Source organism: Vibrio sp. V38_P2S17PM301 (assembly GCF_009904845.1).
GTDB lineage: Bacteria > Pseudomonadota > Gammaproteobacteria > Enterobacterales > Vibrionaceae > Vibrio > Vibrio proteolyticus.
Genome location: NZ_WXWO01000025.1, coordinates 74333 through 100229, shown reverse-complemented (window position 1 = coordinate 100229; position 25897 = coordinate 74333). Strand labels below are relative to the sequence as shown.

Below are 25897 nucleotides of genomic sequence, written 5' to 3'. Positions count from 1 at the left end.
TCTCCTACGGGTTACGCGGCGTTGACGGTCAGTGTCGCGGTGGCTTCTTTGCTGCCGCCATCACCGATGCACGTGACTTTGACGGTGTAGTCACCGGCCGTCATGCCTGTGGTGTCGATATCCAGACTGGCGGAGTCGGTGCCGGTTGGGGCAGTGTCCAGCGTCCATTCATAAGAGGTGGTGTTTTCCGCAACGACATTAAAAGACGCCGTTTGGCCAACGGTCACCGTTTGATCGCTCGGTGTCGTGGTAATGACCGGTGCGGCCGGCGCACTGTTTGACGGACCAATGATCACGCTGTTTTCGTCATATGCTGCGTATTTCTCCAGGTCTTCAACCATGTAATCCTCCATACGCCAGTAAGTGGACTCTAAGCGCGCTTTGTCATCATTGTCTTTGACCTTGCGGCGCTTGGTGCCGCGTTGGTTGTACACGGACAGGTTGCTGTAAGACGTCACCACCATGCGCTTACCAGGGAAGTAAGCCGGTACGTAGGCCGGGCGTCCTGCGATGGACTTGGCCAACTGCTGAGCGTCGTTGTGCTCGCTTGGCTTATCCGCCTCGTTGTAGAGTTTGTACTGCGCGGCCGCGATCAGCTCCCGACCGACCAGGACCACGAGATCGGGGGCGTTGATGTGGTGAGGGGCCAGGACATTATTGATCAGGTCATTGGCCATAGAATCCAGTGTTTTGTAGGTGTAGAGCGGAGCCCCGTTAGCGTCTTTGGTGCCCTCCGGATCAAAATAGATGTCACCACCGGCGCCGTCATCTTTGACTATCTGGTTCGGCGCCTGGCGCTCGACGTGGGCCTGCCAGCCCTCGTTGACGTCTTCGCCCAGTGGGTTTGTCTCCGGGTTAGTGGGACGTGACGCCTGCTTGCCGTTCCAGCCCACTTTGACAATATCGGCAGCGATCTGCTTGTTGGTGTAAGCGTTCACCGCTTTGTTGAACTGACCCTGAGAGCCGGCATTAATCCAGGCGGCCTGCATCAACCAGGACATGCGGACCATGGTGTCGGTTTCTTGCAGTTTGTACGCGTTGCCAGTGAGATCCGGTGTGGTGCCCTGGAAACGTCCTTCATTCGCACCCGCGCGGCCAGTGGACAGTTTATCGGTCCCGACGGTGACCGCGGTCCCTTCGGTCTGGTCCACGTCAATGATGTTGATTTTGGCCAGAAACTCACTGCCCTGGATAATCGCTTCGCGTAGTTTTACTTCTTTGGGCGGGGTGACATCGAACATGTGTTTCGTGTTGTCGACGCTGTAACCCTTAGCAATGGTCTGACAATAACTCTGGATGGCCTTGGCCAATGCTGTTGATTTAAACGACATCGTTTAACTCCTCTCTATTGCGCTGAAACATGAATGACGGTTAAACGAGTTCGTCGTCACTATCTGTGGTGGTTTGCACGCCAGCTGGCGTGCCTGGGTGCTCGCCATTGATGGCCAGTAACAGCGTGTTATTGATGGTGTTGAGTTGCTCTTGAAGGGCAACCAGATTCGCGTTGTCACTTTGGCCTTTATTCTTGTCATCGCCTGGCTCTTGGCTATCCAGCTTGGCCATGAATTGATTCAGCCGCTCTGACAGTTCGTCGATGCGCTCGGAATCGGTTTTAGGCTGATCAAGGGAAAGTGTGATACCGAACTTTTCTAATTGGGGCGCCAGTGTTTCCATGAGTTTTGATGCGTCGCCGGTCAACGTTTGATCCTGCGCTTTCGATGCGTCGGATTGTCCGAACATCTGCGACATCTGTTGAGTCAAAGAGGATACCTGCGCTGTCAGTTCCTCCACCTGCTTTTTGTCCACTCCGCTCATTGGGGTTTCCTCTTCGCTTTCTTCTGGGGTGTATTGTTGAAATAGATTGCGTAACCGAGCCATGAATTTGCTGTCTTCGGTTTTTCCGGGCGCTTGCAACTCGGAAAAGTCGAACTGAATAAAATCGGTTGTTTTGAATGCGCTTGAATCATCACTGGAAAACGCAATTTGCTCGGTTCCGACGGAGGCCGGTTTCGGTGTCACGGCCAGGCCAACGAGATACGCCTCACCGCTTTTTTGAAAGTCAGGATCAATTTCCATGGACGTGAACAGGACCTCTTCTTTGCCCATGGCGATCAATTTCTGATTGGGCTCAATGTTGGCCGATACGTTCACTTTCCCTTCATCGTTTTTGCCCAGTTTGAGGGCAAGCACCTTGCCAAACGTGCCGTAAAATTTGGGGTTCCAGTGATTGAGGTTAATCACCGCAGTGTATTTGTTGACGTCATAGTTTTTGACCAGTTGCTTGAGCCATTTCTCATCAATGACGCGGCCATCGACCGTATCGCCGGCAGTCCCTATCACTTTAAATCCGGTTTCTAAGCCCATCTTTTTACACCGTTATTGATTGATGGCTTTAGCCTAAAAGCAAACGCCGGCACTGACGATCACCAGAAGTTGTTAATCGCGCCATTAACAACTTTTGCTCAGTAACAATGGATAGGGGCTATGTCATTCTTGATGCATGAAAAATTCGAAGTATTCAGACGAACAACGCGACAAGGCCAAAAAGCTGTATCTGGCCGGCATGAATCCAAAAGAGATCGCCAACGAAGTCGGGGTCAACGGTAGCCGGACAATTTACAACTGGGCGAAGCGTTTTCATTGGGATGATGAGCTTTCAGAGTTTGGTACTGAGCGACTTCTGGAATTGCGTCTGCAGCAACTGACTCAGCGTGAGAATAAAACTCGGTTAGAGCTGGATGAAATTGACCGACTGATTAAAAACGTGGTGACGCTGCGCCGCTCAAACTGCGAACTGGAAGAGAGAAAGCAGGCCATCCGGCAAGCGGACGCCCAATTGCAGTATATGGAGAACGTTGGCGAATGCCCCCAGACGGGATCGCGTGCGTCTCACGGTGATAAGTCCGGCAACCGTCGCAAGAAAAAAGTCAAAAATGATGTGTCTCATCTGACAGAAGCGTCGTTCCAGACGTGGATCGGCAGTCTGTTTAAATATCAGAAAATTCAGTTTAACAATCGACATCAGAAAGAGCGCTGGACACTGAAAAGCCGTCAGATTGGTCTGACGTATGAGGCCGCAGGGGAAGCGCTTTTTAAAGCGGTGATAAACGGCCGAAACCAGACGTTTTTGTCGGCATCACGCGCCCAGGCTGAGGTGTTCCGTAGTTACATTATTCACATTGCCAAAGAGTTTTTGGGTATCGAGCTGCAAGGGAACCCCATCAAGTTACCCAATGACGCTGAATTGCGATTCCTTGGCACCAACAAAAACACCGCACAGAGTTACAGCTCGGACGTCTACATTGATGAGGCGTTCTGGATCAATAAGTTTGACAAGATCTATGAGGTGGCGTCCGCGATGGCCACACTGGCCCATCACACTATCACGGTGTTTTCGACGCCCTCCACCAAACAACACAGCGCCTATCCGCTCTGGTCCGGCTCTTGGTGGAAAGGCCAGGATAAGGACCGCATTGATATCGAGTTTCCTACGCTCGAACGTCTGCGTAAAACGCCGCAAGTGTGCGCGGATAAGCGCTGGCGATTTGCCATCACCATTGATGACGCCATTGCTGGCGGTAACACACTCATTAACCGTGCGGACCTGGAGGAGCGTTACAGCAAAGAGGCGTTTGCTTATCTGTTTCTGTGTCAGTTCATGGATGAAGCCGACAGCATTTTCAAGCTGAAAGACATTGAACTGTGCAGCGTGGATATCGATGACTGGACGGATTATGACAGAGAGTTGGTCAGGCCGTTTGGCGATAAAGAGGTTTGGATTGGTTATGACCCATCCAGGTACAACGACTTTGCACGTTGCTTTGTGGTTGCGCCACCGGATGCGTACAACGTGGTCGCCCAATTGGACAAGTTTAAGGATAAGTTCCGCGTCCTGGAAGGGTATGAATGGAAGGGGTTCAACTGGCAATGGCAGGCGGATCAGATTGAATCACTCACACAGCGTTTCAATGTCCAGCACATCGGCATTGATATTTCCGGCATCGGTTCGGGGGTAGGGGAACTGGTTCAGGCGTTTTTCCCTCGCGCCATGCTGATTAATTACAGTCTGCAGACGAAAACAGAGCTCGTATTGAAAATGTTGGATGTGGTTCAACACCGGCGGATCTTATGGCCATCGACGGAGAAGACGATCGGTGTGTCTTTCATGGCCATTAAGCGCAAAGCCACGGGGAAAGGGCAAATGACGTTCGTTGCCGAACGGACAGAGGAAACCGGCCACGCGGATGACTTCTTTGCCCTGTCGCACGCACTGATTAAAGAGGGCTTAAACGTGAGTCGTAAACGTCAATCCACTTACCGCATAGGACTGTAGACCATGCAAAACACAACAATCACAGCACAAATGGATGAGGCATCGGTCAACGCCATCAAACGGCATGAGCGAGAGGATGCCACGGTGTTTACGTTTGGGGGCGTTGAGCGCGTCGACGTCGTGAATCCTGCCCATTATGACGGGGTTGAGTATGACGCTTTTGAGCAATATTACTCCCCGCCAATTGAGCCCAATGCACTGTCCGACATGATGATCGCGAACTCGTACCATGGCTCTATTGTCGAAGCCAGGGCGCGAATTTTGGCTAAGGACTATCACGTTATAGATCTCATGCCATTCACGGACATGATGAACATGGCTAAGGATTTGGTAGGTTTTGGTCAGTGTTATTACCAGGTGTTCTACAATTTTCTCAATCAGCCGGTGCGCCTGGCGCATGTGCCGGCACAACCGATCCGGAAAAGTAAAAATAATCGGTTTGTTCGCCTGAACTCGGATGAAACAAAAACCTGGTTTAAAGCCGGTGAACTCTTTCACGTTAAGCTGTATGACCCCAAACAGAATGTCTATGGTCTGCCTGACTATCTCAGCGGCTTGCAGTCGGCCATGCTGGCTGAAGATGCCACGTTGTTTCGGCGTCGGTACTACAAAAACGGCGCTCACATGGGCTTTATTTTGTACACCACGGATCCGAACATGACGCCGGCGGTTGAGGAAGAGCTGCAGGATGCGCTGAAAAATTCACGCGGTGTCGGTAACTTCAAATCCCTTTTGATTAACATCCCGAACGGGCAAGAAAAAGGCGTCCAGTTGATACCGGTGGGTGATGTGTCAACGAAAGACGAATTCCCCACGATTAAAACGGTCTCGTCTCAGGACGTCATGGTTGCGCACCGGTTCCCGCCAGGGCTGAGCGGTATCATTCCGGCGCAAGGTAGCGCGATGGGCGACCCGGAAAAATACAACCGGACCTACTATGAAAATGAAGTGAAGCCAATGCAAAAGCTGCTGGCGTCCGTGAACCAAATTCTACCGAAAACGAAACAGATTCGATTTGATGTTCCGGCATTTTTGGCGAGCTAATACTGAGAGAAAAAAATCCCTGCCGAACGGTTGAAATCGGCAGGGCAATAAGCTAACGCGCCAGTTCGGCGTTGTAATGTCAATATGAGAGAGTAATAGATATTCTCATTGGAGTTGACTGTGTGATTATGCAGCATGCATCTCGGGGATATCAAGCTTATCGTCTGGTGCCTCAATGTTACGTAAGTACATCGATATAAGATCTCCCCCAATTTTTAGTTAGTTTGATGTTTCTGATAGTCAATGTGCAGATTGCCCCATTTGTGCGCAGGTTGTCACTTTCCTAACGTTGACATCTGTAGTCTAAGTGTCTAGAAAGTCACTATATTTTATGCGACTTGAGGAATGCTTATATGGCAAGTATTGGTGTTTGCGAAATAAGAAATATGCAGCTTAGTAGAAGAAGCAAGAGAGATATTGCCGACATTAAATCAATTATGGAGTCAGGAAACCTCTTGGCCGGAGTCTTAGCCGCGACTCCATTTTACTTAATTTTTGGTACGCCAAGTGTCACGAGCAGTCCGTTTGAAACGATGATTACAATCAGAGAAAATGACTGGGATACGTTTGGTAAAGCTATGTTGGCTTCAAGCTCCTATACACGAAATGCTATCCTTAAAATAGCCATGGAACGTGAGTTATTCACCAATGGAGAAGAACAAAAGTTCTGGGGGTGTGTTGTTGAATTATCGAAGTAAAGTTTTCATCGCGCTCTCTCTATTATTGTCGGGTTGCGCATCTAGTCACGCTAACATAGAAGACCTAGAGAAACAGTGGCAAGAGCGTATCGATTATTGTGTTGAGTTAGCGCGCCAAAATGAAGTGCCTTTCCCGGATTCTGATTGGTTTCAATCTCTCTCGGTTGAAGACCGAAAGAATGTGGCGGGCTACCTGGCAAACTACAATGACAGGCAGTGTTCCAAAGTTGAAACCGAGGCTTTACTTAAAGCCATCCGGGAACAAAATGCCCAGGAGGTATTTGATAGAAATGCTGTTGATTTAATACCACTTGAGGTGCAGGCTGCAGAAAGGATGAAGAACATCGATATGGTTGAGTTAATGGAACTTCAGAAACGATTTAGCGAACCATTTAGCCTTCGTTATGTTATGGAAGAGCAAGGCTGGTTCTCGCCGCAGTAATATGTGACGAGGTTTATTAAAAACTGGTCGTTGGAGATCAGTTTTTATTGTTCAAACTAGCGTTCTGCTTCAGTTAGACTGAGTACAGCATTTAGGGGGGGAACGCCCCCAAGCTAAGGTACAAAAATTCTGGTAGAAATGTTACGCGTTGCGAATCACTCTTAAATGCTTTGTTATGTGTATATTAGCTTAACCGATGACCCTTCTTGGCAAACAACTCTAGTAAATCATGGACACGTATAAGCTCTTTGCACAAATGCTGCATTTCATGCGTCTCTCCAAGAAGCACAAACTCTCGACGGTTTATGTAAAAGGCTTTAAATATATGTACAGGATGCGACACATCAATAGGCTCGAAATCAACATAAGATGGTATAAATTCACCAATGATATCTTGAGCTAAATAGGTATCTAGACGCTCGTCAAAATGTTCCATTTGATTGCGGAGTTTTCTATTTTTCAGTGGACTCTCGTCAGTTATTTGTAACGCTTGACGAAGCTTCAAAGCTCGTTTTTTGTGAACACTATTTTCTCCTGGCTTTGAAGGCCAAAGATAGCGAGAAACAGATGCGGCCTGAAGAGCTATGTTATGAAGATGATCAAATAGTTTAGGCTTTGGTAGTTCAAGAGCTTTGAGGTCATCAGCAACTATCAATTCAATCCACTTACTTACAATTGCCATAGATTCCATTGCAGAAACCGTATGAGTAAGTAACGATTCTATATAAAATGCCTCATAAGGCGGAAAAATCAACTCCTGTTCGTTTTCCATGTATTCCCCTATACACATAACGCCTTGCTAACGGGCGATAACGCTATAACACCCGACTTAAAATTTTTACCTTAAACACTGAAGCCGATTTTAATGAAAGTGGCCAAGCGTTAGGAGTCCCTGTTAAGCAACTTCATGCAAGTTATTCATGAATTCTTCGAAAACTAATTTACCTTTCTTGGTACTTTCAGCATGTATAGCTAAATACTCACTTTCATCGAGCTCTAAATCTAATTCAGAGCGAACAGACAATAACAGTTGTGGAGTTAGGTCGTTGACCCTGAAGAATTCAGACATACATCGCTGACTGAATTCTGCGTGTTCTTCATTTTGTACAGCCCAATTCGCATCTATTTCAGATGATACTTTATCTCTCGATACACATTCGCTCTCGAATGAGCGATTGAGCCTGTCCCAAGCACCTCGATCCGTTATACCTTCTAGATTCATGTTCTTCATAATAGTCAAACAACGTTCAATTTCGTTATTATGTTTTTGACGAAATGTTTCTAAGAACTCGATATGAGCTTTTCGCCCAACTAAATTTTCACGTTCTATCAATAAACTCATGTAAGCAGCAGCTACCTCACCCATAAAAGTAGTTAGATTTCTTACTGTAGATTCTGAACCGACTAGGTTGATTTTTGATATCTGAGCTGCACTGGTAGAGAATGTATTTGAAACATGTTGATTTGGAATATCTAGGTCGCTCATGGAAGCCAATGTATTCTGATATCTACCTAGAGCTTCCATGCTCTCAAGGTAAACTTCTTTTTTGAGTAATTTTTCTCTTTCAATAGATGCTAACTTCAGCTGATGGTTGTTTTTTACCTCTTCTAGCATCTCTGCATAACCAGAACGAACTAACTCTACTTCATCAGTTATCGCACCGATATCTTCTTTGGTAGCTAAATTAGCTGCCTTAGAAGAAAGGTAAGACGGTAGATACGATTTAAGCATAAAAAACATAAGCCCAGCGCCGATAACTGCCCCTAGGCCAAAATTACCAACTAGTTCAAACAATTCTTTAATGTCACTTATGTTCATTCTTACCTCTATTGCCTCACGCCCTGCTAAGGGGTGAGCAACGCTGCCACAATACTTAACCAGACCACTGTAAACGCGAAACCCAGCGATGGAATGAAAAAGGCCATGCGTTGGGAATCACTCTTAAATGCTTTGTTAGGCTACAGGTTATCCTCTAGCATCCCTGCCTTCTTCATCTTCTGGGACTCGAAAACGCCAATACTTATCAGGTCGAACCCAAACTACAGTTTCTGAGTTTAGCTTTTTAAACTCATTCAGAGCTTTACGCCCTATGACCTGATTCCCATCAGCATTTTCACGCAACAGTTGTTCAGCGCACGATTTAATAGCATGATCAACAACATCATCCTGATAGAGACAACCTTGCTTTTCAAGCTCAAGTTGCATCCAAACTGCAAGTGACTTTGCATCCATTGAGTTATTCGCCAGAGCTTACTTTGAGTAAAGATTCTTGTGGAAAAACACCGTTATCTAGTTTTTTACCAGCAAACCACTGACAACGATAAGTACCACTAAAAGAACCATAATCATTAGAGCCAATGCCTTCTGTATGAACTTCTTTTACCGTCATATCTGGACCACCAGATTTAAGTTTTACGATATCACCAACTGCGTAAATTGCTTGTTTACTCATAACCACTCCATACTCAACAAAAACACCAATAACAATACTTTATACTAGGGTAAATTTGGCACTTTCAAGTGCTATAAGTTTAAATATGTAGCCTAACGCCCTGTAAAGGGGTGAGCAACGCAATACCGGAGCCGCTGCAAACCACCTTAAACACTAAAATCAACGCATAGTAAAAGTGCCACGCGTTGCGAATCCCTCTTGAGCAGTTTGTTAGGTTTATACGCCGAAGACATCCACTATAGCAAAGTCTAGATCCAACGGTTTCACGAACTTTTCAATGATAACTTTCTGACTTGATTGAACTCGGTCTCCAGGAGCTTTCACCTCCAGAAACTTAACGCATCCGTCTTTCCAAATGGTCAGGTCAGCCCACCCTTTGCGATACGCATATGGATCTTGTGCGAATATCTCAGCTATTTCAGCTAACTTAGTATTTCCCAAATGAAGGTGTAACCCCGAAAGCAATGAGTCAGAAAGGTTGGGAAAAAAGTCTAGTACTGTAGATTGCTGAGTTAATCTAAAACTACCGAGATCTAATTCGAAAGGTTCATCTGAACTCATAACTGCAAAATTGGCAGATACTTGAGTTGGCGTCGCTTTTTTTACATTGTTTATCAGCCAAGAACGATCAAACCGATCCTCTTCAAAAGCTACATTTTGTGCGTACAGAGCTTCTACAAAAGTACTTTTATGGCGGGGAGATAGCACAGGAAAAGACATTGCTTTGATTAAATTTAAAAGCAAACCACCCTCACCCGCATATCCTTGCCACCCCTCAGAAATATAGTGTTCAAGTACAGCTTTTTCTACAGAAACAAAATTGTGGCTCAAATTACTTTTCCACTCTTTCTTGCTAGCTCCCATTTTCAAGCCAAGGTGTATAAGTTCAACACCTAAGTTTTTAGCGATTCTTTCTTGCGCCATAAACAAATTCGCCTCTATAAACCTAACGCCCTGCTAGGGGGTGAGCAACGCAATACCGATGTTACTGCAACCACCTTAAACACAAAAATCAACGCATAGTAAAAATGCCACGCGTTGCGAATCCCTCTTGAGCAGTTTGTTATGTTTCTAGCTCAAGTCTGACTGCTGAGGCTTCTTCACCTGTGAGATTATAGAGTTTTCTCTTAGCCGTTGCTGGCACTGGGTTATTGAGCTTTCTTATATTATTCAACCGCCATGCCAACCAACCGTCTTCAAACTCTGACTCGTCGCAACCTGAAAATTTACAGTCTTCCTTTACCCAAGGGACACAGGAAACGATATCGATGACAGCCACAACTTCACCGTCAACATCCTCATCGCCGTTTTTTGTTAACCGTTTATTATTTTGAACTAAGGCAACACTTAGCATTGGCAGTTGCTCTGGTGCCCAGCCTCGGATTTCCAATGATTTTACTTCATCTGCAATCATTGTTCCCCACGGCTTAACTACTGATAAAGCTTTCAAATTTCCTCCTTGAAACATAACGCCGCATTAAGGTGTGAGCAACGCAATCACAATACTCAACCATACCACCGTAAACACGAAACCTGACCTTGAACTGAAAATGCCAAGCGTGGGAATCACTCTTAAATGCTTTGTTATGCATTTATACCCACAAGGATGACTACAGACACAAAAAATAATGCAATAACCACTCGTTGCCATATTTTCATTTGCATGAACTTTTCTAAAAATGAGCTCTGTTCTGAGAGCAAATATGCTATATACCAAACCCAAAAATTAATAATAAGAGCTATTACCACAAGAAAAAGTGAACCTCCTGCAAATAACCCTTGCTGCCACCAAATTAAAGCTTCCCACGGGAGAAAAAACCACTGCCCCAATAGCAACCCTAAAGTTAAACAACCGATTGAGTAAGTGTTATTTAATACACTGATAGCACACGATTTCAAGAAATCAAAACGAGGAAACATTAACACCAAGCATGCTAGAAATAACCCCAGCACAGCTATAGCATTCCAAAAATTTGGGGCTTTACCCTCGTCTATAGTTTTTTTATAGAACTCATGCTCCGGAAAGTAATGTGATGCCCACAGGACAAACAAAAATGCAGGGATAAACCAAGATGCAAACGTCCCGATTGCGGATAAAGCGACTTGTCTGCTAGGAGTGAAGTCCCATCTGCTAAAGTGTGCCAGTTCCGACCGAATGTAATTTTTCATCATAACTCTCGTATGCATAACGCTTATTGGCAAGCTAAAAGCCATCTTTAATCGTCCTATAGTGCAGCCTTTCTTAGACAGGTTCAATTGACGAACAATAGGTTACTGGAAACAATAGAACATTAGGTTGCTAAGTACCGCATAATTTTCATTATTCTGGTTCCCGGACTTCTTAGGAGCTGATTTCATATTACAAATTAAGTCAGATTAAGTTGTAATTGATCTAGGTGAGAGCCTTGGCAGGGAGAGCTAGAAAGCTCCTCTTTGAGAGTAAAGATTACATTAGTCGTTTCTGCTTCAACTTTAAAACGCGTAAGGCACTTCTCTTCCAAACAATCACAATAAAGTACATGAAGCTTTATGTTTTCACGCTTACTTGTTCTTATTGTTGTGTGCCGACCTCCACACTCAGGGCAGGTGGGTTTGTAAACTTTCATAGATCGCCCTTAAAGGAATTCTTTCACAACATTATAAGTTTAAAGTTAAGCCGTTTGAATGCTTAAAAGGATAAGCAATGAAAAGCCCGCAGAAATGCGGGCTTGGTTATGTGGTCAAATTGTGGCGATATAAAAAGTTATTATAAACAAAAACAATAGGTTAAGTTATTTTAAATAGCACCATACGGTCCCTTTTTTATGCCTGCTTGTCTTTGTCGCGTTGTTCCTGATCGAGTTCGTTGAGTCGATCCAGCTCCGACTTTTTGCTCGTCTGACCCATCTTCATCTTTGCCGTGTATTTGAGCGCTGCAATGTTCCCAACCACCACCGCCACCACAATAATAATGATGACCCATGGGCTGGTGAGTATATCCATCATAACGTCACCTGACTGATGTTTGTGATGTAACGATTGTAGATCGTTTCCAACTGCTCGAATATGACGTCAGCACCTAAAATCCGCTCAGTTTGTAATTGATTTCTCAGTAACTCACAACTGAGCTGTTGCTGACATTGCTGCGCGGTCGACACGTGGCTGATGTGCCAGGGTTCGATTGCCACGCCACCGAGATCATCAGCGTATGGGAAGAAAAAACCAAATCCCGACAGGTTGCTCTTCAGCCATTGGTAAAAGCCAGACTGATGCCCGTCGAAGTATTCCCATGGTTCAAGTTTGAGTGAGGTGCCAGATGGTAGCGCATCACGGTCGTAGACATCGAATTCCCCGCCCCAGTGGTGTCGGCTGCCTCCGGGCAATGCCGACCAGCGCAAAATGGCAAAGACTTTGTCGCGCTCACTGAGTGTGGCCGGGTCAAGCGGCTGGCTGTCGGCATCAAGAATGGCAGCTTGACCCGCCATCTTGTTATTCCAGATCACCCGTTGGCGTTCGAAATCACGAAAACCGCTGGCAATATGGAAGTTATACCCGGCGTCCAGAGCCGCCTGCCGCAGTGCCAGCAGGTCGTCTTTCACCGCAGGATGGAGCAGAAACTCTTTATTGCCGACCATCACTTCGGTCAGGTGGCTGGTGGCTTTACCGGTCAGTTGCTCTGGGGTCATACGGTTATCCCAGTATGTTTCGCAAAGTGTTCTGGTACATGTCCGTCAGTTTTTCCAGATCTGCAATACTGACGCATTCATTCACTTTGTGGATGGTGGCGTTCACCGGACCGAGTTCGACCACTTGCGCTCCCATACGCGCAATAAAGCGGCCATCAGAAGTGCCGCCTGTGGTGAGCAGTTCAGGGGCTTTATGGTTCACATCCCGCACCGCGTCAACAACGGCATCCAACAAAGTACCAGTATCGGTGAGGAAGGGGTGGCCGCTGAGCGTCCATTTGAGATCGTACTCCAGCCCATGGGCATCAAGTGTTGAGTGGACGCGACGTTTGATCTCTTCGTCGGTTAACTCGGTGCTGAACCGAAAATTAAACTGCACGTCAAATTCACCCGGAATCACATTAGATGCGCCAGTACCGGCGGCCACATTCGGGATCTGGAAGCTGGTTGGCGGGAAATATTCGTTGCCATCATCCCATTTGGTTGACGCCAATTCTGCCAATGCGGGCAGGGCTTGATGAACTGGGTTGTTCGCCAGGTGTGGGTACGCAACGTGGCCCTGAGTGCCTTTAATACACAGGTCGCCGGTGATCGAGCCACGGCGGCCATTTTTGACCACATCGCCGACCGCGTGTGTGCTCGACGGCTCACCGACAATACACATATCGATGATTTCATTGCGAGCCATCAGCGTATCGACCACTCGGGTCGTACCGTTGATGAACGGGCCTTCTTCATCGGAGGTGATCAGAAAAGCGATAGAGCCACTGTGATCGGGATGATCGGCGAGAAAACGCTCGACCGCCACGACCATGCATGCCAGTGACCCTTTCATATCGGCGGCACCGCGCCCGTGCAGGTAGCCATCAATGACCGTCGGCTCAAAAGGTGGAGTACGCCATTGTTCGCGCGGCCCTTCGGGGACAACGTCAGTGTGACCAGCAAACACAAACAATGGCGCTTGTGTGCCTCTGCGGGCCCAGAAGTTGGTGGTGTCTTCAAACACCATCATCTCAATGTCAAAACCGAGTGCTTTGAGACGTTCAATCATCACGTCCTGACATCCCGCATCAGCAGGGGTCACGGATTCACGGCCAATCAGATCTTTTGCGAGAGCCAGTACAGGGCTGTCAGTCATCCTTGAAATCCTTCTTTAACTAAAAACAGAGGCGTATTGGTCGGCTTTAAAGCCCAGATGGTATTGGCCATCAACCAGCAGTATCGGGCGTTTGATCATCGCTGGGTGTGCCACCAGGAGCTCAATAGCACTGGTCGCGTCAAGCGAGTCTTTCTGCTCCTGAGGAAGTTGACGATAAGTCGTGCCGCGCTTGTTGACGACATTTTCCCAGCCCAGCGCGTCACAAAATGTCGTCACCATGGCAGGATCCACGCCCTGTTTACGATAGTCATGAAACTGGTAATCGATGCCTTCTGCTTCGAGCCATTTCTTGGCTTTTTTGATGGTGTCGCAGTTCGGGATGCCGTACATGGTGATGGTCATAATTTTCCTTTGAAAGCATTATTTTGATTCTCTTTGCATCCTATCAGGAAGCGTCGGCCGAGACAAAAGGTGTCGGTTTCGTCATTGCGCAATATTTCGCTGGTAGAAAAAAATCAGCATCAAGCGACTGCGATTGGAAAGTTATTGATCAAACTCAACACACTAAATAGCAAAACAGAAATAATGACTTAGCACAGAAATAGGAGGTGTCAATGGAATTGAGTCCTGTATTTGCAAGGCGACTGTATCTGGCTTTGTTGGTCGATAGTCTTGAAAGGCCGAATGTACCTAAACTGATTGAGCAAACGGGCTGGCCGCGCCGGACCATCCAAGATGTTCTGAAGGCGTTACCTGGTATAGGGATTGAACTTATGTTTGTTCAGGACGGGCGGCGTCATAATGACGGTTATTATCAATTATCAGACTGGGGCCCATTTGATAGTCAATGGGTGGTAGAGCGTCGCAGTGATATCGCAGCCAGCCTAGGATTTCGTGCATAAGCCAGCAGCCGCTGGCTTTTCTTTTGTCGGTTAATCGCACCAGTAGGCGCTGCCGAGGACGCTGAAGGAGGTCGTAAAATCTTGTGGCGCGATCAGATAGACCGTATTGGCACCGAGTGCCGCCGCCTGATTCTTGATGTCATTGAGGGCGCCGTGCATCATGACATCATTGGGGTAAAACAGGTAATTGTACCAGTGTCCTTCGCTGCCGGTGACGCTGCCTTTCCATTGGCACCCATCGGCATTGAAACCGCTGTCGAGGCGAACATGAACCTGACGAGCTTCATCGGATAATCGGTTTGCCGGCGCCACACACCCTGCCAGCATCAGACTGGCAAGCGCCACATTCAGCTGTTGTGCTTTCATCTTCGTGTCTCAGTTGAGTGACACGAAGGCGATAAAGCCTGCCCAGCTTACAGCGAGCAGAACCCAGGGCAGGTGGGACGCCAGATTTGAGCTCGGCGCGTTTGGTGACTCAGACGCCGCCTCCGAAGTGACAGATTCGGCCGCCTTTTGCTTGTCACGTTGTGCTTTCTTTTTGGCTTTATCGGCCTGGCGGCTTTTATCTTTCTGCTGCTTTTTGTACAGCGCGATGCCTTTTTCGATCCCCTGGGCGATCAGTTTGGTCTGCTCTTTGGTCTGACCTGGTTTTTGAGTGGCCTTCGCGATGGTCATGGCTTCCTGCTGGCTTTGGGGTGACGGTGTAATTCGGTTCGTCATAAGGTCATTGCTCTTGTGTCAATTTGCCGTCAATACTAACACGAACTGTGCGGGGGATTGAATTCCCTCTGGCTATTTGGTTTGATTTCGCTACAGTAATCCGACCAATGATTTCAAAGGCTTTCATATTGTGCGTTATTCACTGGAACAATACGATGAACACGGTTTTCTGCGCCCTCCGCGCTGGCTGTGGTTGGGGTGGATGTTGCTCGCTAAAGCCTGGGTTGTGTTTGTTGTTGCGGGGGTCAGCCGGGACAGTGGTAATCGGATTCTGGATTACGTGTATGCCGATCACGCCATGCTCTATCTCGGGTTAGTGATGGGGGGGCCGGGTATTGCATTGATGTGGCTGATCAGTCTGCGTAAACCCGAGCGCACTATCATCAATGGGCTGGTGGCGCTGGGCCGGCCGTTAACTCTGGTGACTGCAGTATTGCAACTGCTGCAAAGTGTTTATCATGTCTATTTACAACATGGGGCATTCAGCTGGACCAACGGACTGATCATGCTGGCGCTACTGTGGTTTATTATTTATCTCAGCAACAGCCGCACGGCCGCCGACTGTTTTCGCCTTCCAGAGCGGATACAAACGTCACGCTGAACTGATCGCAATCAATATGTAAGTACTAATTCCTTATACACTGAGCAAAAAGAATAAGTGAGGATTACGCCATGTCTCAACCTCAAACGGCCATCGTTCCTGAAGCAGGGCCTTTTGCACATTACACATTACTTAAAATTCGTCAGAATCCGGCTCACGTGCTGGCACAGCTGCAGGCGTTACCTGCTCTGATTGAAGAAGTGAACGGCAGCCAACCGGGTGCTCAGTTGACGCTGTCGGTAGCGTTTAGCAAATCTTTCTGGGATCTGCTGGCGCAGTCACAACCGCAAGAGCTCATCGATTTTCCTCAATTAGGCCAGGGAGACATTATTGCTCCAAGTACGCCAGTGGATGTGCTGATCCACTTGCATTCACTGCGCCATGATTTGCACTTTTATGTGTTGCGCAAATTTCTTGAGCAAGTGGCAGAGGATGTCGATGTCGTCGATGAAACGTCGGGTTTTCGTTATCTCGATGCGCGTGACATGACGATGTTCATCGACGGAACCGAAAACCCCAAAGCGGAACAACGTCGTGAAGTGGCCGTGATTGCCGATGGTGAATTTGCCGGTGGCAGTTATGTGATGGTGCAACGCTTTGAGCACAACCTGCCCGCGTGGAACCGTCTAAATATCAAAGCGCAAGAGAAGGTTATCGGTCGCACTAAAGCGGATTCGGTAGAGCTGGATGATGTGCCTGCGGCTTCGCATGTCGGTCGGGTTGACATTAAAGAAGAGGGCAAAGGACTGAAAATTGTCCGCCACAGTCTGCCGTATGGCTCTGTGTCGGGCAGCCATGGTCTGCTGTTTATCGCGTATTGTCACACGCTGCACAATTTCAAAGTGATGCTGGAAAGCATGTACGGTGAAACCGACGGCAAAACTGATCAACTGCTGCGTTTCACTCAGGCCAAAACCGGCGCGTATTTCTTTGCACCATCTCAGGCCATGTTGGCGGAGCTGACGTTGGCGTAATTTCCACGGTCAGTTCTGTGATTAAGCCGGGCATTGCCCGGTTTTTTTTGGCTAAAGTTTTGTCTTGGCACGCCGATAAGTTTGTGAATCCCATTGTTTTGGAGTCACTTTTTGCATGTCCATCACTGTCAATACTAATGTCCCGGCTCTGACTGCCCAGCGATACCTGAACAGCGCGACTGAGATGCTGAATCAGTCGCTTGAGCGCCTGTCGTCCGGACATCGTATCAACAGTGCCAAGGACGATGCCGCCGGGTTACAGATTACCAATCGTCTGGAGTCGCAGATGCGGGGGTTGGATGTTGCGGTGCGAAATGCCAATGACGGTATCTCCATTATGCAGACGGCAGAAGGTGCGATGAAGGAGTCGACCAATATTCTGCAACGTATGCGCGATTTGTCGTTGCAGTCGGCCAATGGATCCAACAGTCAAGCCGAAAGGCAGGCACTGCAAGAAGAAATGGGCGCGCTCAACGATGAGTTGAACCGGATTGCGGAAACCACGTCATTTGGCGGTAAAAAACTGCTCAATGGCACCTTTGGCCAGGCTTCGTTTCAAGTCGGAGCGTCATCCGGTGAGGCGGTACAGGTCGCGTTGAGCAACATGCGCTCTGACACTGTCGATATGGGCGGTTTCTCTTATCGGGCCGCGACCGCCGTGGATGAACATTGGCAGGTACAAGACGGCAACAACTTGCTGGAAATGACTTACACCAACCGGCTTGGTGATACGGAAACGATCGCCATCAATGCGAAAGCCGGTGATGACATCGAACAACTGGCAACCTATATAAATGGTCAGACTGACCAGATTTCGGCATCAGTGAATGAAAAAGGCCAGTTACAGATCTTTATGGCCGGGCGCGAAACCTCGGGAACGATCGCTTTTTCAGGCGCACTGGCCAATGAATTGCAACTTGGTTTGACGGGATATGAAGAGGTGGATAATCTGGATATCCGCAGTGTCGGCGGGGCGCAGCGTGCGGTTGCCGTGATTGATACCGCCCTACAGTATGTCGACAGCCATCGGGCGGATCTTGGTGCGATGCAGAATCGTTTTGGCCATGCGATCAACAATTTAGACAATGTGCATGAAAATCTGGCGGCGTCGAACAGCCGGATTAAAGACACCGACTATGCCAAAGAAACCACGCAAATGATCAAACAGCAAATCCTACAACAGGTCAGTACGTCTGTTCTGGCGCAGGCGAAACAACAGCCAAACCTAGCGCTGACGCTGCTCAGCAGTTAAACGACGAAAGGGCGTTATCGACAGTTTTTCGCCTGACTTTAGGGATAACGTGCACTTTTTTTCGCTTTTTGTCCCCCTCAGTGTATTTTCTCTCCAAAACGCATTTTTTTCGAAAAAAACATAAAAAAATCCTAAAGGTTATTCTGAGTAGGCCGTTAATAAAGGTAACTTTGAGAGAACTACTTGGTTTTCCGAGACGTCGGAAACCGGAAGCATCGGAAAATCAATTGGAGAAATCACCATGGCAGTAAATGTAAACACTAACGTATCGGCAATGACCGCTCAGCGTTACCTAAACAGTGCGAACAACGCTCAGCAAACATCAATGGAACGTCTGTCTTCAGGCTTTAAAATCAACAGCGCGAAAGACGACGCTGCAGGTCTTCAGATCTCGAACCGTTTGAATGTTCAAAGTCGTGGTCTGGACGTTGCTGTACGCAACGCTAATGATGGTATCTCTATCGCACAGACCGCTGAAGGTGCGATGAACGAAACCACCAACATCCTGCAACGTATGCGTGACCTGTCATTGCAATCAGCTAACGGTTCAAACTCAAAATCTGAGCGTGTTGCGATTCAAGAAGAGATCACTGCGCTGAACGACGAGCTGAACCGTATTGCAGAAACCACGTCATTCGGTGGTAACAAATTGCTTAACGGTACTTATGGCACTAAATCGTTCCAGATCGGTGCAGACAACGGTGAGGCCGTTATGTTGTCTCTGAACGACATGCGTTCAGACAATGTCGGTATGGGGGGGGCCAGCTATGTGGCTGCAAACGGCAAAGACAAAGACTGGACAGTTCAAGCTGGTGCGAACGATTTGACGATTGACCTGACTGACAAAGACGGCGTGGCACAAAGCATCTCTATCAGCGCGAAAGCGGGCGATGACATCGAAGAGCTAGCAACGTACATCAACGGTCAGACTGATTTGGTAAAAGCGTCCGTGAACGAAGATGGTCAGCTGCAAGTTTTCGCTGGCACCAACAAAGTGGACGGTGCTGTTGCATTCTCTGGTGGTCTGGCGGGTGAGCTGAGCATGGGCGCTGCCCAGGCGGTCACGGTTGATACTATTGATGTCACCTCCGTCGGTGGCGCACAAGAATCTGTGGCCATCATCGATTCGGCGCTGAAGTATGTGGATAGCCACCGTGCCGAGCTGGGTGCGTTCCAGAACCGTTTCGACCACGCGATCAGCAACCTGGACAACATCAATGAGAACGTCAATGCGTCGAAGAGCCGTATCAAAGATACTGACTTCGCGAAAGAAACGACAGCACTGACCAAATCACAGATCCTGTCTCAGGCATCAAGCTCTGTTCTTGCTCAGGCCAAACAAGCACCAAACGCGGCATTGAGCCTGCTGGGCTAAGCTCTTATCACTTGATGACACAAAAAATCCAGCCATCAGGCTGGATTTTTTATGTCTGATTTTTGTGAGGCAGCGCATATATTTTACGGTGGCGGCAAATTAATTAAAAAAAAATCGTTTTTTTCCTAAAGCTAAAGTTTATCTCGCCGTTACAGGACTGAGAGAAATGAGATGCGCCGAAGTGGGGTGAGAGCTGCTGGAGCGCATCAATCCAAATGCCTTAGGAGATCAAACAATGGCAATAAACGTAAATACGAACGTATCTGCGATGACCGCACAGCGTTACCTGAACAGCGCTGCTGACGGAGCTCAGAAATCCATGGAGCGTCTGTCTTCAGGGTACAAAATCAACAGTGCGCGTGATGACGCTGCAGGTTTGCAGATTTCAAACCGACTGACTTCACAAAGCCGTGGTCTGGATATGGCGGTCAAAAACGCCAACGACGGTATCTCTATTGCGCAAACCGCAGAAGGGGCGATGAACGAATCGACCAATATTCTGCAACGTATGCGTGATCTGGCGTTGCAATCGTCGAACGGTTCCAACTCTAAATCTGAACGCGTTGCGATTCAGGAAGAGGTATCGGCGCTGAATGACGAGCTAAACCGTATTGCTGAAACGACGTCTTTTGGTGGCAACAAACTGCTTAATGGTACGTTTGGCAGCCAGTCATTCCAGATCGGTGCTGACTCAGGGGAAGCGGTGATGCTGTCGCTGACTAACATGCGTTCAGATACCAGTGACATGGGCGGTAAAAGCTATGTGGCAGGGACTGGTAAAGCGGCGGATTGGACCGTTCAGGCCGGTACGACCGACATGACACTGAGTTACACCGATAAAGACGGTAATGCGCAGAATGTCACCATCAACGCCAAAGAAGGTGATGATCTGGAGCAATTGGCCACTTACATCAACGGTCAGACGTCAGATGTCAAAGCATCCGTGGGTGAAGAAGGCAAGCTGCAACTGTTTGCGTCCAGCCAGAAAGTCGACGGCGACGTCACCATTGGTGGTGGTCTGGGTACAGACATCGGCTTTGGTGCTGCGCAGGACGTTACTGTGGCAAACATTGATGTGTCATCTGTGGCAGGCTCGCAAGAAGCGGTTGCCGTCATCGATGGTGCGTTGAAGTCAGTGGACAGCCAACGTGCGTCTCTGGGTGCTTTCCAGAACCGCTTTAGCCACGCGATCAGCAACCTGGATAACATCAACGAGAACGTGAATGCGTCTCGCAGCCGTATCCTGGACACTGACTACGCGAAAGAAACGACGGCAATGACGAAGTCGCAAATTCTTCAGCAGGCGAGTACTTCCGTTCTGGCGCAGGCGAAGCAGTCACCATCTGCCGCACTTAGCTTATTAGGTTAATCGATAGGTTTCGTCAGGAGCTTATCGGGCAGCATTGAATTGCTAACCTATAAGGTGGAAGGGAGATTGTTATGGAAATACCATCCTACACATCGAACATCCAGCCTTACGGCTCACAAAGTGGCACTAAAATTGCTTCGGAAAACGACAATGCTCAGCGTCTTTCCACTCAGTCAGAGAGTAGCAACGCGTCAGAGTTAGCCCGGGTTCAGGTTAAGCCGTCACAGTCGATCATGGAAATGGCTCAGGAGCGGCAACGGCTGGACAAGGAACATCGTGAACGGATGGTGGAGCAGATGAACGAATTTATCTCCTCCATCAATACCGGGCTCTCATTTCGGGTCGATGAAGAATCGGGCAGGGACGTCGTCACTATTTATGATGCCAGTACTGGCGATATTATTCGTCAGATACCGGATGAGGAGATGCTTGAGGTGCTCAGGCGCCTGAGAGAGCAAACCAGCCGATATTCGACCGGTGGGATACTGGTCGATAAGGTTTAAGTCGTATTTTTGAGGTGATTTGATGAGTTTAGGCCCATTGGGTATGAATTCTGGCATGGACATTAATTCCATTGTCAGCAAAGTTGTCGATGCGGAGCGTGTTCCCAAACAGCAGCGCATTGATAACGAGCGCGCGGACAATGATGCCAGTATCAGTGCCTATGGGCGACTCAGAGAGTCGTTGGATACGATGAAAAACCTGATGATGAACTTTCGTCAGGAGAAAGCGTTTGCCGCTCGAAAAGTCGAAACCACAGATGATTCTGTAGTCTCAGCCACCGCAACGACAGATGCAATCGCAGGTCGATATGCAGTCGATGTGTTGCAGCTTGCTCAAAGCCATAAAGTGGCGTCTAACGTATTAGCGCAAGACGCCAAATTTGGCCCGGGCAAGCTGCAGATCGGGCTGGGAAACAAATCATTCACAATTGATGTCCAACAGAATTCAAAGTTGATTGATGTTGTCCGCAGCATCAATAACGAGAAAAGCAACCCGGGAGTCAGAGCCTCGGTCATCAATGATGTCGAAGGTCCGCGACTGATCGTTGCAGCCAACAAGTCGGGCAAAGACAACGCCCTGAGTATCAGTGCTCAATCCCAGTCACCGAATGACCCTCTCAAGAAACTCGAATACAAAACGCTGGAAGCGCGGGTGCGAGATATCGAAAAGGCCCGTGCTGCGGCACAGGAGCTGATCGCACCGCTATCCGCAGAGCAGAAAGCGCTGGCGACCGAAGTCGCGGAACGCATTGCTTACGCCGCCAAAAATGTTGATCAGGAATTGGCGGATGACGTTGCTCAGGAAGTCAGCAAAGTGGATCCTAATGGCGGTCAGCCAAAGAGTCCGGATGCGGACGTCTCCGGTGCTGAGCTGCAAGCTGCAGAGCAGGCCAGTCAGAGATACATCAAGCCAGAAGATCGCATTCCGGGCTGGACTGAAACCGCCTCCGGCACCCTGCTCGATTCCTATTGGGAACCTGAACCTGAACTGGATCAGAAAGCCAAAGAAAAATCGAAAGATGTTCCAGGCTGGAGCAATACCGCCTCTGGCACCCTGACTGACTCGTATGTCACGCCTCAAGAGGCGCAGGCTAAGCTGGATAAAAAGCTGGCCGATGAGCAGGCTGCAATCGAAGCCGCGATTGCCAGCGGCAAAATGACGCCGGAACAGGCGAAGCAACTGGAACGGGCCAAAATGGCGCCGGAAGAGCGCGCTTATCTGGAGAAAGTAGAGCAGGCTCAGGCTGATCTTGAAGCGGCGCAGGCGTCATTTGATGGCTACCGTGGCATGATTCAGGTGCAAGCTGCGCAGGATTCCAGAGTCATTCTGGATGGTGTGGCCGAACTGTCGAGTCACAACAATGTGATCGAAGACGCTATCGACGGTGTCGATTTGACTCTTAAAGGCCGTTCGAAGCCGGATCAGGTCGCGTCTGAAATCGACATTGAGTACGACCGTGATCGGGTACGCAACTACATCGAACAGTTTGTGAGTTCATACAACCAGTTTTACCAGGTATCCAAAGATCTGGGTGGAGTTGACCCGAGAACAGGGTCGGCTGGGCCGTTATCCGGTGACAGTATTGTCCGCAGCGCCGAGTCACGGCTTAAGTCTGTGATCGGTTCACGAATCGAGCAGGCGCCGCCGGGATTACAGTCTCTGACGGAATTTGGCATCACTACTACCCGGCAAGGCACCCTGGAAATCAACCATGACCTGCTTGACCGTCAGTTGAATAACAACTTCAATCAGTTGGCAGGCTTCTTTGGGGGCAATCAGGGATTTGCCAAAAAGATGGAAGACGCGATTCAGGGGATGACCGGCATTACGGGCTCCATACGCAACCGGGAGAAAAGCCTGACGGAACAAAACTACCGCCTGCAGGATGATCAGGCGGCACTGGATCGCCGGATGTCGAGTCTAGAGCAGCGGACACACGCTAAATTCTCAGCCATGCAGGATGCCACCAGCAAAATGCAATCACAATTGGCCGGTATGATGAACGCGCTGGGATAAGCCTATGGAGCAGACTCTGATTCAATTGAGTGATCTGAATCACAAAATAAAACAAGCGTTGGTGGCCGATGAGATCGAGCATGAAGAAATCCAGCGCCTGGTCGATAACAGGGAACAGATATTGCAAACGCTGTTGAACTATATCGACATTCATCCCGATTGGGCACGCAGTCAGGAGTGGCAGGCGGCCGTTGCGGAAACCGCAGCGCTGGTTGAACTCATGCAATCAAAAACTGCCCAAATCGGTGAAACACTGAGGCGTTACCGGCACGGTAACAAATCGGTCCAACAGTACAAAAGATTTTTATAAAGAGGTAGTTATGCGTGGCTCGTTACAGGCTTACAAAAAGGTATCGGTTGATAGCCAGCTGAGTGCAGCTTCCCCGCATAAGGTGGTTCAGATGCTGATGGCGGGGGCGATTGAGCGCCTGATCCAAGGGAAAGCGGCCATGGAACAGGGCAACATTCCATCTAAAGGGGAACGCCTGGGGAAAGCGCTGGATATCATCATCAGCCTGCGCAGCTGCCTGTCGATGGACGATGGCGGTGAGATCGCTCAGAACTTGGATCAGCTGTATGAATTCATGATCACCCAGATCGCTGCTGCTAATCACCAGAATGATCCTCAACTTCTGGATGATGTGATTGAGATCATTCGTGAAATCAAATCGGCCTGGGATCAAATCCCGGCGGAATACCACAATCTGACGGCAAACGAAGTCGGCATATAGTTGCTCAAGCAAAGTTTCCACTAAGGTCACACCAACTGATTGCTTGGTTGCCATCTCCTATATATCTAAATAGAATAGAAGCCACTAACTAGCCTAGTGGCTTTTTTTGTTGCCGAGTTATGTAAATCGACTATCGTTAAACAAGAGATTCCTGACCAAGGGAACTGGCATAAGTATATAATTTTTGGCGACAACCATTCAGATGAAGGCAATCATTCTCACCCATGCAAGGTTTAGCAAAATTGCTCGTAATTGAAGATGACGCACAACTGCGCATCAATTTGAGCACAATTTTAGAATTTGTCGGAGAACAGTGTGAAGTGATCTCTTCAGCGCAGATCGACGATCAAAATTGGTCGAAGATCTGGGCAGGCTGCATTGTTGGCTCCATTCAGGGCGGAAAACTGCCTGCAAACCTGTGCGCAAAACTCGTTTCGGCCAATCATATCCCTCTGCTCATCGCCGGTAAGCATTTCTATCCAGTGGAAGACTACCCACAATACGTGGGCGAACTGGAGTTTCCTCTAAATTACCCGCAACTGAGTGAAGCACTGCGCCACTGTAAAGATTTCTTGGGGCGCAAAGGGATCCAGGCGTTTCCGGGCACACGTAAAAATACTTTGTTCCGCAGCCTGGTTGGCCAAAGTCGTGGCATCCAGGAAGTGCGTCACCTGATTGAACAAGTGTCATCTACCGAAGCCAATGTACTCATCCTGGGCGAGTCCGGGACGGGCAAAGAAGTTGTCGCACGCAACATCCATTATCACAGTTCACGCCGAGGCGGGCCGTTTGTGCCGATCAACTGTGGCGCAATTCCACCTGATTTGCTGGAAAGCGAGCTGTTCGGCCACGAAAAAGGGGCGTTTACTGGCGCAATAACCGCGCGCAAAGGACGTTTTGAATTGGCAGAAGGCGGCACGCTGTTCCTCGATGAAATTGGTGATATGCCATTGCCGATGCAGGTGAAACTACTGCGCGTTCTTCAGGAGCGCTGTTTTGAACGGGTTGGCGGTAATACCACGGTCAGCGTTAACGTCCGTGTCATTGCGGCCACTCACCGCAATCTGGAAACCATGATCACCGATCAACAGTTCCGCGAAGATCTGTACTATCGGCTGAATGTATTCCCGATTGAAATGCCGGCACTGCGTGAACGTAAAGAAGACATCCCACTGCTGTTGCAGGAATTGATGACACGGATGGAGGCAGAGGGCGGTCAGCCAATCTGCTTTACGCCACGCGCGATCAACTCATTGATGGAACACAACTGGCCAGGCAACGTTCGTGAACTGGCCAACCTGGTTGAACGGATGATCATCCTGTATCCAAACAGTCTGGTGGATGTCAATCACCTGCCAACCAAATACCGTTACAGTGATATTCCTGAGTTTCAGCCTGAACACGCCGGTTTCGCGTCGGTGGAAGAGCAGGAGCGAGACGTGTTGGCGGATCTGTTTTCTGACAGTTTTAGTCTGGATGATGTGGATCATTTTCAGGATAACGCCGACGCGCCACAGGCGCTGCCACCGGAAGGGGTTAACCTCAAAGAGATGCTGGCGGATTTGGAAGTAAACATGATAAGCCAGGCACTTGAAGCGCAGGGAGGCATCGTTGCCCGTGCGGCGGACATGCTCGGGATGCGTCGAACCACACTGGTTGAAAAGATGCGTAAATACAATTTGCAGCGTTAAAAGATCGACATTTTGCCAGTGCCAAGAT

The 25897-nt window shown here is 48.5% G+C and carries 30 protein-coding genes; 15 read left to right on the top strand and 15 right to left on the bottom strand.

The genetic code is table 11. The features are described 5' to 3' along the window. Positions 1-11: 11 nt before the first annotated feature. A complete protein-coding gene (locus tag CAG64_RS05585) occupies positions 12-1331 on the bottom strand; it encodes a phage major capsid protein, P2 family (RefSeq protein WP_161488326.1) in 1320 nt (439 codons plus the stop codon). Between the two features lie 40 nt (positions 1332-1371). After that, positions 1372-2364 (bottom strand): GPO family capsid scaffolding protein, encoded by a 993-nt coding sequence (locus CAG64_RS05580; RefSeq protein WP_161488325.1) that lies wholly within the window; start codon positions 2362-2364, stop codon positions 1372-1374. Positions 2365-2500: 136 nt separating this feature from the next. Between CAG64_RS05580 and CAG64_RS05575 the strand changes: the two genes are divergently transcribed. The 4 genes from CAG64_RS05575 (at position 2501) to CAG64_RS05560 (ending at position 6517) form a co-directional block, all read left to right on the top strand. After that, positions 2501-4333, top strand: a complete 1833-nt coding sequence (locus tag CAG64_RS05575) for a terminase large subunit domain-containing protein (RefSeq protein ID WP_161488324.1) — start codon at positions 2501-2503, stop codon at positions 4331-4333. A 3-nt stretch (positions 4334-4336) separates the two neighbouring features. After that, entirely contained in the window at positions 4337-5377 is a 1041-nt protein-coding gene (locus CAG64_RS05570) for a phage portal protein (protein WP_161488323.1), read from the top strand. A gap of 353 nt (positions 5378-5730) precedes the next feature. Beyond that, positions 5731-6075, top strand: a complete 345-nt coding sequence (locus CAG64_RS05565) for a hypothetical protein (protein ID WP_161488322.1) — start codon at positions 5731-5733, stop codon at positions 6073-6075. After that, on the top strand, positions 6059-6517 hold the full coding sequence (locus CAG64_RS05560) for a hypothetical protein (RefSeq protein WP_161488335.1): 459 nt from the start codon (positions 6059-6061) through the stop codon (positions 6515-6517). The genes CAG64_RS05565 and CAG64_RS05560 overlap by 17 nt, the downstream gene beginning before the upstream one ends. 184 nt (positions 6518-6701) lie before the next feature. On the opposite strand, the gene CAG64_RS05555 is transcribed toward CAG64_RS05560, so the two are convergent. From CAG64_RS05555 to CAG64_RS05495, 11 genes are all read right to left on the bottom strand, one after another. Beyond that, positions 6702-7289, bottom strand: a complete 588-nt coding sequence (locus CAG64_RS05555) for a hypothetical protein (RefSeq protein ID WP_161488321.1) — start codon at positions 7287-7289, stop codon at positions 6702-6704. 123 nt (positions 7290-7412) lie between these two features. Continuing rightward, a complete protein-coding gene (locus CAG64_RS05550; RefSeq protein WP_161488320.1) occupies positions 7413-8336 on the bottom strand; it encodes a chromosome partitioning protein ParA in 924 nt (307 codons plus the stop codon). A 147-nt stretch (positions 8337-8483) separates the two neighbouring features. Beyond that, positions 8484-8750: a DUF6953 family protein gene (locus tag CAG64_RS05545; protein ID WP_161488319.1), complete on the bottom strand. Its 267-nt coding sequence runs from the start codon at positions 8748-8750 to the stop codon at positions 8484-8486. Positions 8751-8754: 4 nt separating this feature from the next. Further along, the gene (locus CAG64_RS05540) at positions 8755-8970 is read right to left on the bottom strand and encodes a YodC family protein (RefSeq protein WP_161488318.1); all 216 of its coding nucleotides are present in this window, start codon (positions 8968-8970) and stop codon (positions 8755-8757) included. 216 nt (positions 8971-9186) lie between these two features. Next, positions 9187-9894 (bottom strand): VRR-NUC domain-containing protein, encoded by a 708-nt coding sequence (locus CAG64_RS05530; protein ID WP_161488317.1) that lies wholly within the window; start codon positions 9892-9894, stop codon positions 9187-9189. 139 nt (positions 9895-10033) lie between these two features. Further along, positions 10034-10420, bottom strand: coding sequence for an ASCH domain-containing protein (locus CAG64_RS05520; RefSeq protein WP_161488316.1), 387 nt, complete (start codon positions 10418-10420; stop codon positions 10034-10036). A gap of 134 nt (positions 10421-10554) precedes the next feature. After that, positions 10555-11184 (bottom strand): hypothetical protein, encoded by a 630-nt coding sequence (locus CAG64_RS05515; RefSeq protein ID WP_161489284.1) that lies wholly within the window; start codon positions 11182-11184, stop codon positions 10555-10557. 588 nt (positions 11185-11772) lie between these two features. Continuing rightward, a complete protein-coding gene (locus CAG64_RS05510; RefSeq protein WP_040902300.1) occupies positions 11773-11952 on the bottom strand; it encodes a DUF2897 family protein in 180 nt (59 codons plus the stop codon). Next, the gene (locus tag CAG64_RS05505) at positions 11952-12635 is read right to left on the bottom strand and encodes a M15 family metallopeptidase (protein ID WP_161448918.1); all 684 of its coding nucleotides are present in this window, start codon (positions 12633-12635) and stop codon (positions 11952-11954) included. Before CAG64_RS05505 ends, CAG64_RS05510 begins: the two co-directional genes overlap by 1 nt. A gap of 4 nt (positions 12636-12639) precedes the next feature. Then, positions 12640-13773, bottom strand: a complete 1134-nt coding sequence (gene dapE, locus CAG64_RS05500) for a succinyl-diaminopimelate desuccinylase (RefSeq protein ID WP_161448920.1) — start codon at positions 13771-13773, stop codon at positions 12640-12642. Between the two features lie 15 nt (positions 13774-13788). Beyond that, on the bottom strand, positions 13789-14136 hold the full coding sequence (locus tag CAG64_RS05495; protein WP_161448922.1) for an ArsC family reductase: 348 nt from the start codon (positions 14134-14136) through the stop codon (positions 13789-13791). Positions 14137-14348: 212 nt separating this feature from the next. On the opposite strand from CAG64_RS05495, the gene CAG64_RS05490 reads away from it, so the two are divergent. Continuing rightward, positions 14349-14636, top strand: a complete 288-nt coding sequence (locus CAG64_RS05490; RefSeq protein WP_021704368.1) for a winged helix-turn-helix domain-containing protein — start codon at positions 14349-14351, stop codon at positions 14634-14636. 30 nt (positions 14637-14666) lie between these two features. Here the strand turns inward: CAG64_RS05490 and CAG64_RS05485 are convergent, their stop codons facing one another. Both CAG64_RS05485 and CAG64_RS05480 read right to left on the bottom strand, forming a co-directional pair. Further along, on the bottom strand, positions 14667-15002 hold the full coding sequence (locus CAG64_RS05485; protein WP_161448924.1) for a DUF4156 domain-containing protein: 336 nt from the start codon (positions 15000-15002) through the stop codon (positions 14667-14669). Between the two features lie 9 nt (positions 15003-15011). After that, complete coding sequence (locus CAG64_RS05480; protein ID WP_161448926.1) at positions 15012-15356, bottom strand: DUF2956 domain-containing protein; 345 nt, start codon at positions 15354-15356, stop codon at positions 15012-15014. 130 nt (positions 15357-15486) lie between these two features. On the opposite strand from CAG64_RS05480, the gene CAG64_RS05475 reads away from it, so the two are divergent. From CAG64_RS05475 to CAG64_RS05430, 10 genes are all read left to right on the top strand, one after another. Beyond that, positions 15487-15957 (top strand): DUF2919 family protein, encoded by a 471-nt coding sequence (locus CAG64_RS05475; protein ID WP_161448928.1) that lies wholly within the window; start codon positions 15487-15489, stop codon positions 15955-15957. Positions 15958-16028: 71 nt separating this feature from the next. Further along, a complete protein-coding gene (locus tag CAG64_RS05470; RefSeq protein ID WP_021704364.1) occupies positions 16029-16931 on the top strand; it encodes a Dyp-type peroxidase in 903 nt (300 codons plus the stop codon). 115 nt (positions 16932-17046) lie between these two features. Next, complete coding sequence (locus CAG64_RS05465; RefSeq protein WP_161448930.1) at positions 17047-18183, top strand: flagellin; 1137 nt, start codon at positions 17047-17049, stop codon at positions 18181-18183. Positions 18184-18424: 241 nt separating this feature from the next. Further along, positions 18425-19558 (top strand): flagellin, encoded by a 1134-nt coding sequence (locus tag CAG64_RS05460; RefSeq protein ID WP_021704362.1) that lies wholly within the window; start codon positions 18425-18427, stop codon positions 19556-19558. A gap of 235 nt (positions 19559-19793) precedes the next feature. Then, positions 19794-20927, top strand: a complete 1134-nt coding sequence (locus tag CAG64_RS05455; RefSeq protein WP_021704361.1) for a flagellin — start codon at positions 19794-19796, stop codon at positions 20925-20927. A 71-nt stretch (positions 20928-20998) separates the two neighbouring features. Beyond that, a complete protein-coding gene (flaG, locus tag CAG64_RS05450) occupies positions 20999-21430 on the top strand; it encodes a flagellar protein FlaG (protein WP_021704360.1) in 432 nt (143 codons plus the stop codon). Between the two features lie 22 nt (positions 21431-21452). Beyond that, positions 21453-23447 carry a flagellar filament capping protein FliD gene (fliD, locus tag CAG64_RS05445; protein ID WP_021704359.1) on the top strand — a complete coding sequence of 665 codons (1995 nt, stop codon included), beginning with the start codon at positions 21453-21455 and terminating at the stop codon, positions 23445-23447. 4 nt (positions 23448-23451) lie between these two features. Beyond that, complete coding sequence (locus tag CAG64_RS05440) at positions 23452-23757, top strand: flagellar protein FliT (protein WP_021704358.1); 306 nt, start codon at positions 23452-23454, stop codon at positions 23755-23757. A 10-nt stretch (positions 23758-23767) separates the two neighbouring features. After that, the gene (gene fliS / locus CAG64_RS05435) at positions 23768-24178 is read left to right on the top strand and encodes a flagellar export chaperone FliS (RefSeq protein ID WP_021704357.1); all 411 of its coding nucleotides are present in this window, start codon (positions 23768-23770) and stop codon (positions 24176-24178) included. Between the two features lie 224 nt (positions 24179-24402). Next, positions 24403-25869: a sigma-54 dependent transcriptional regulator gene (locus CAG64_RS05430; RefSeq protein ID WP_161448932.1), complete on the top strand. Its 1467-nt coding sequence runs from the start codon at positions 24403-24405 to the stop codon at positions 25867-25869. Positions 25870-25897 lie beyond the last annotated feature (28 nt).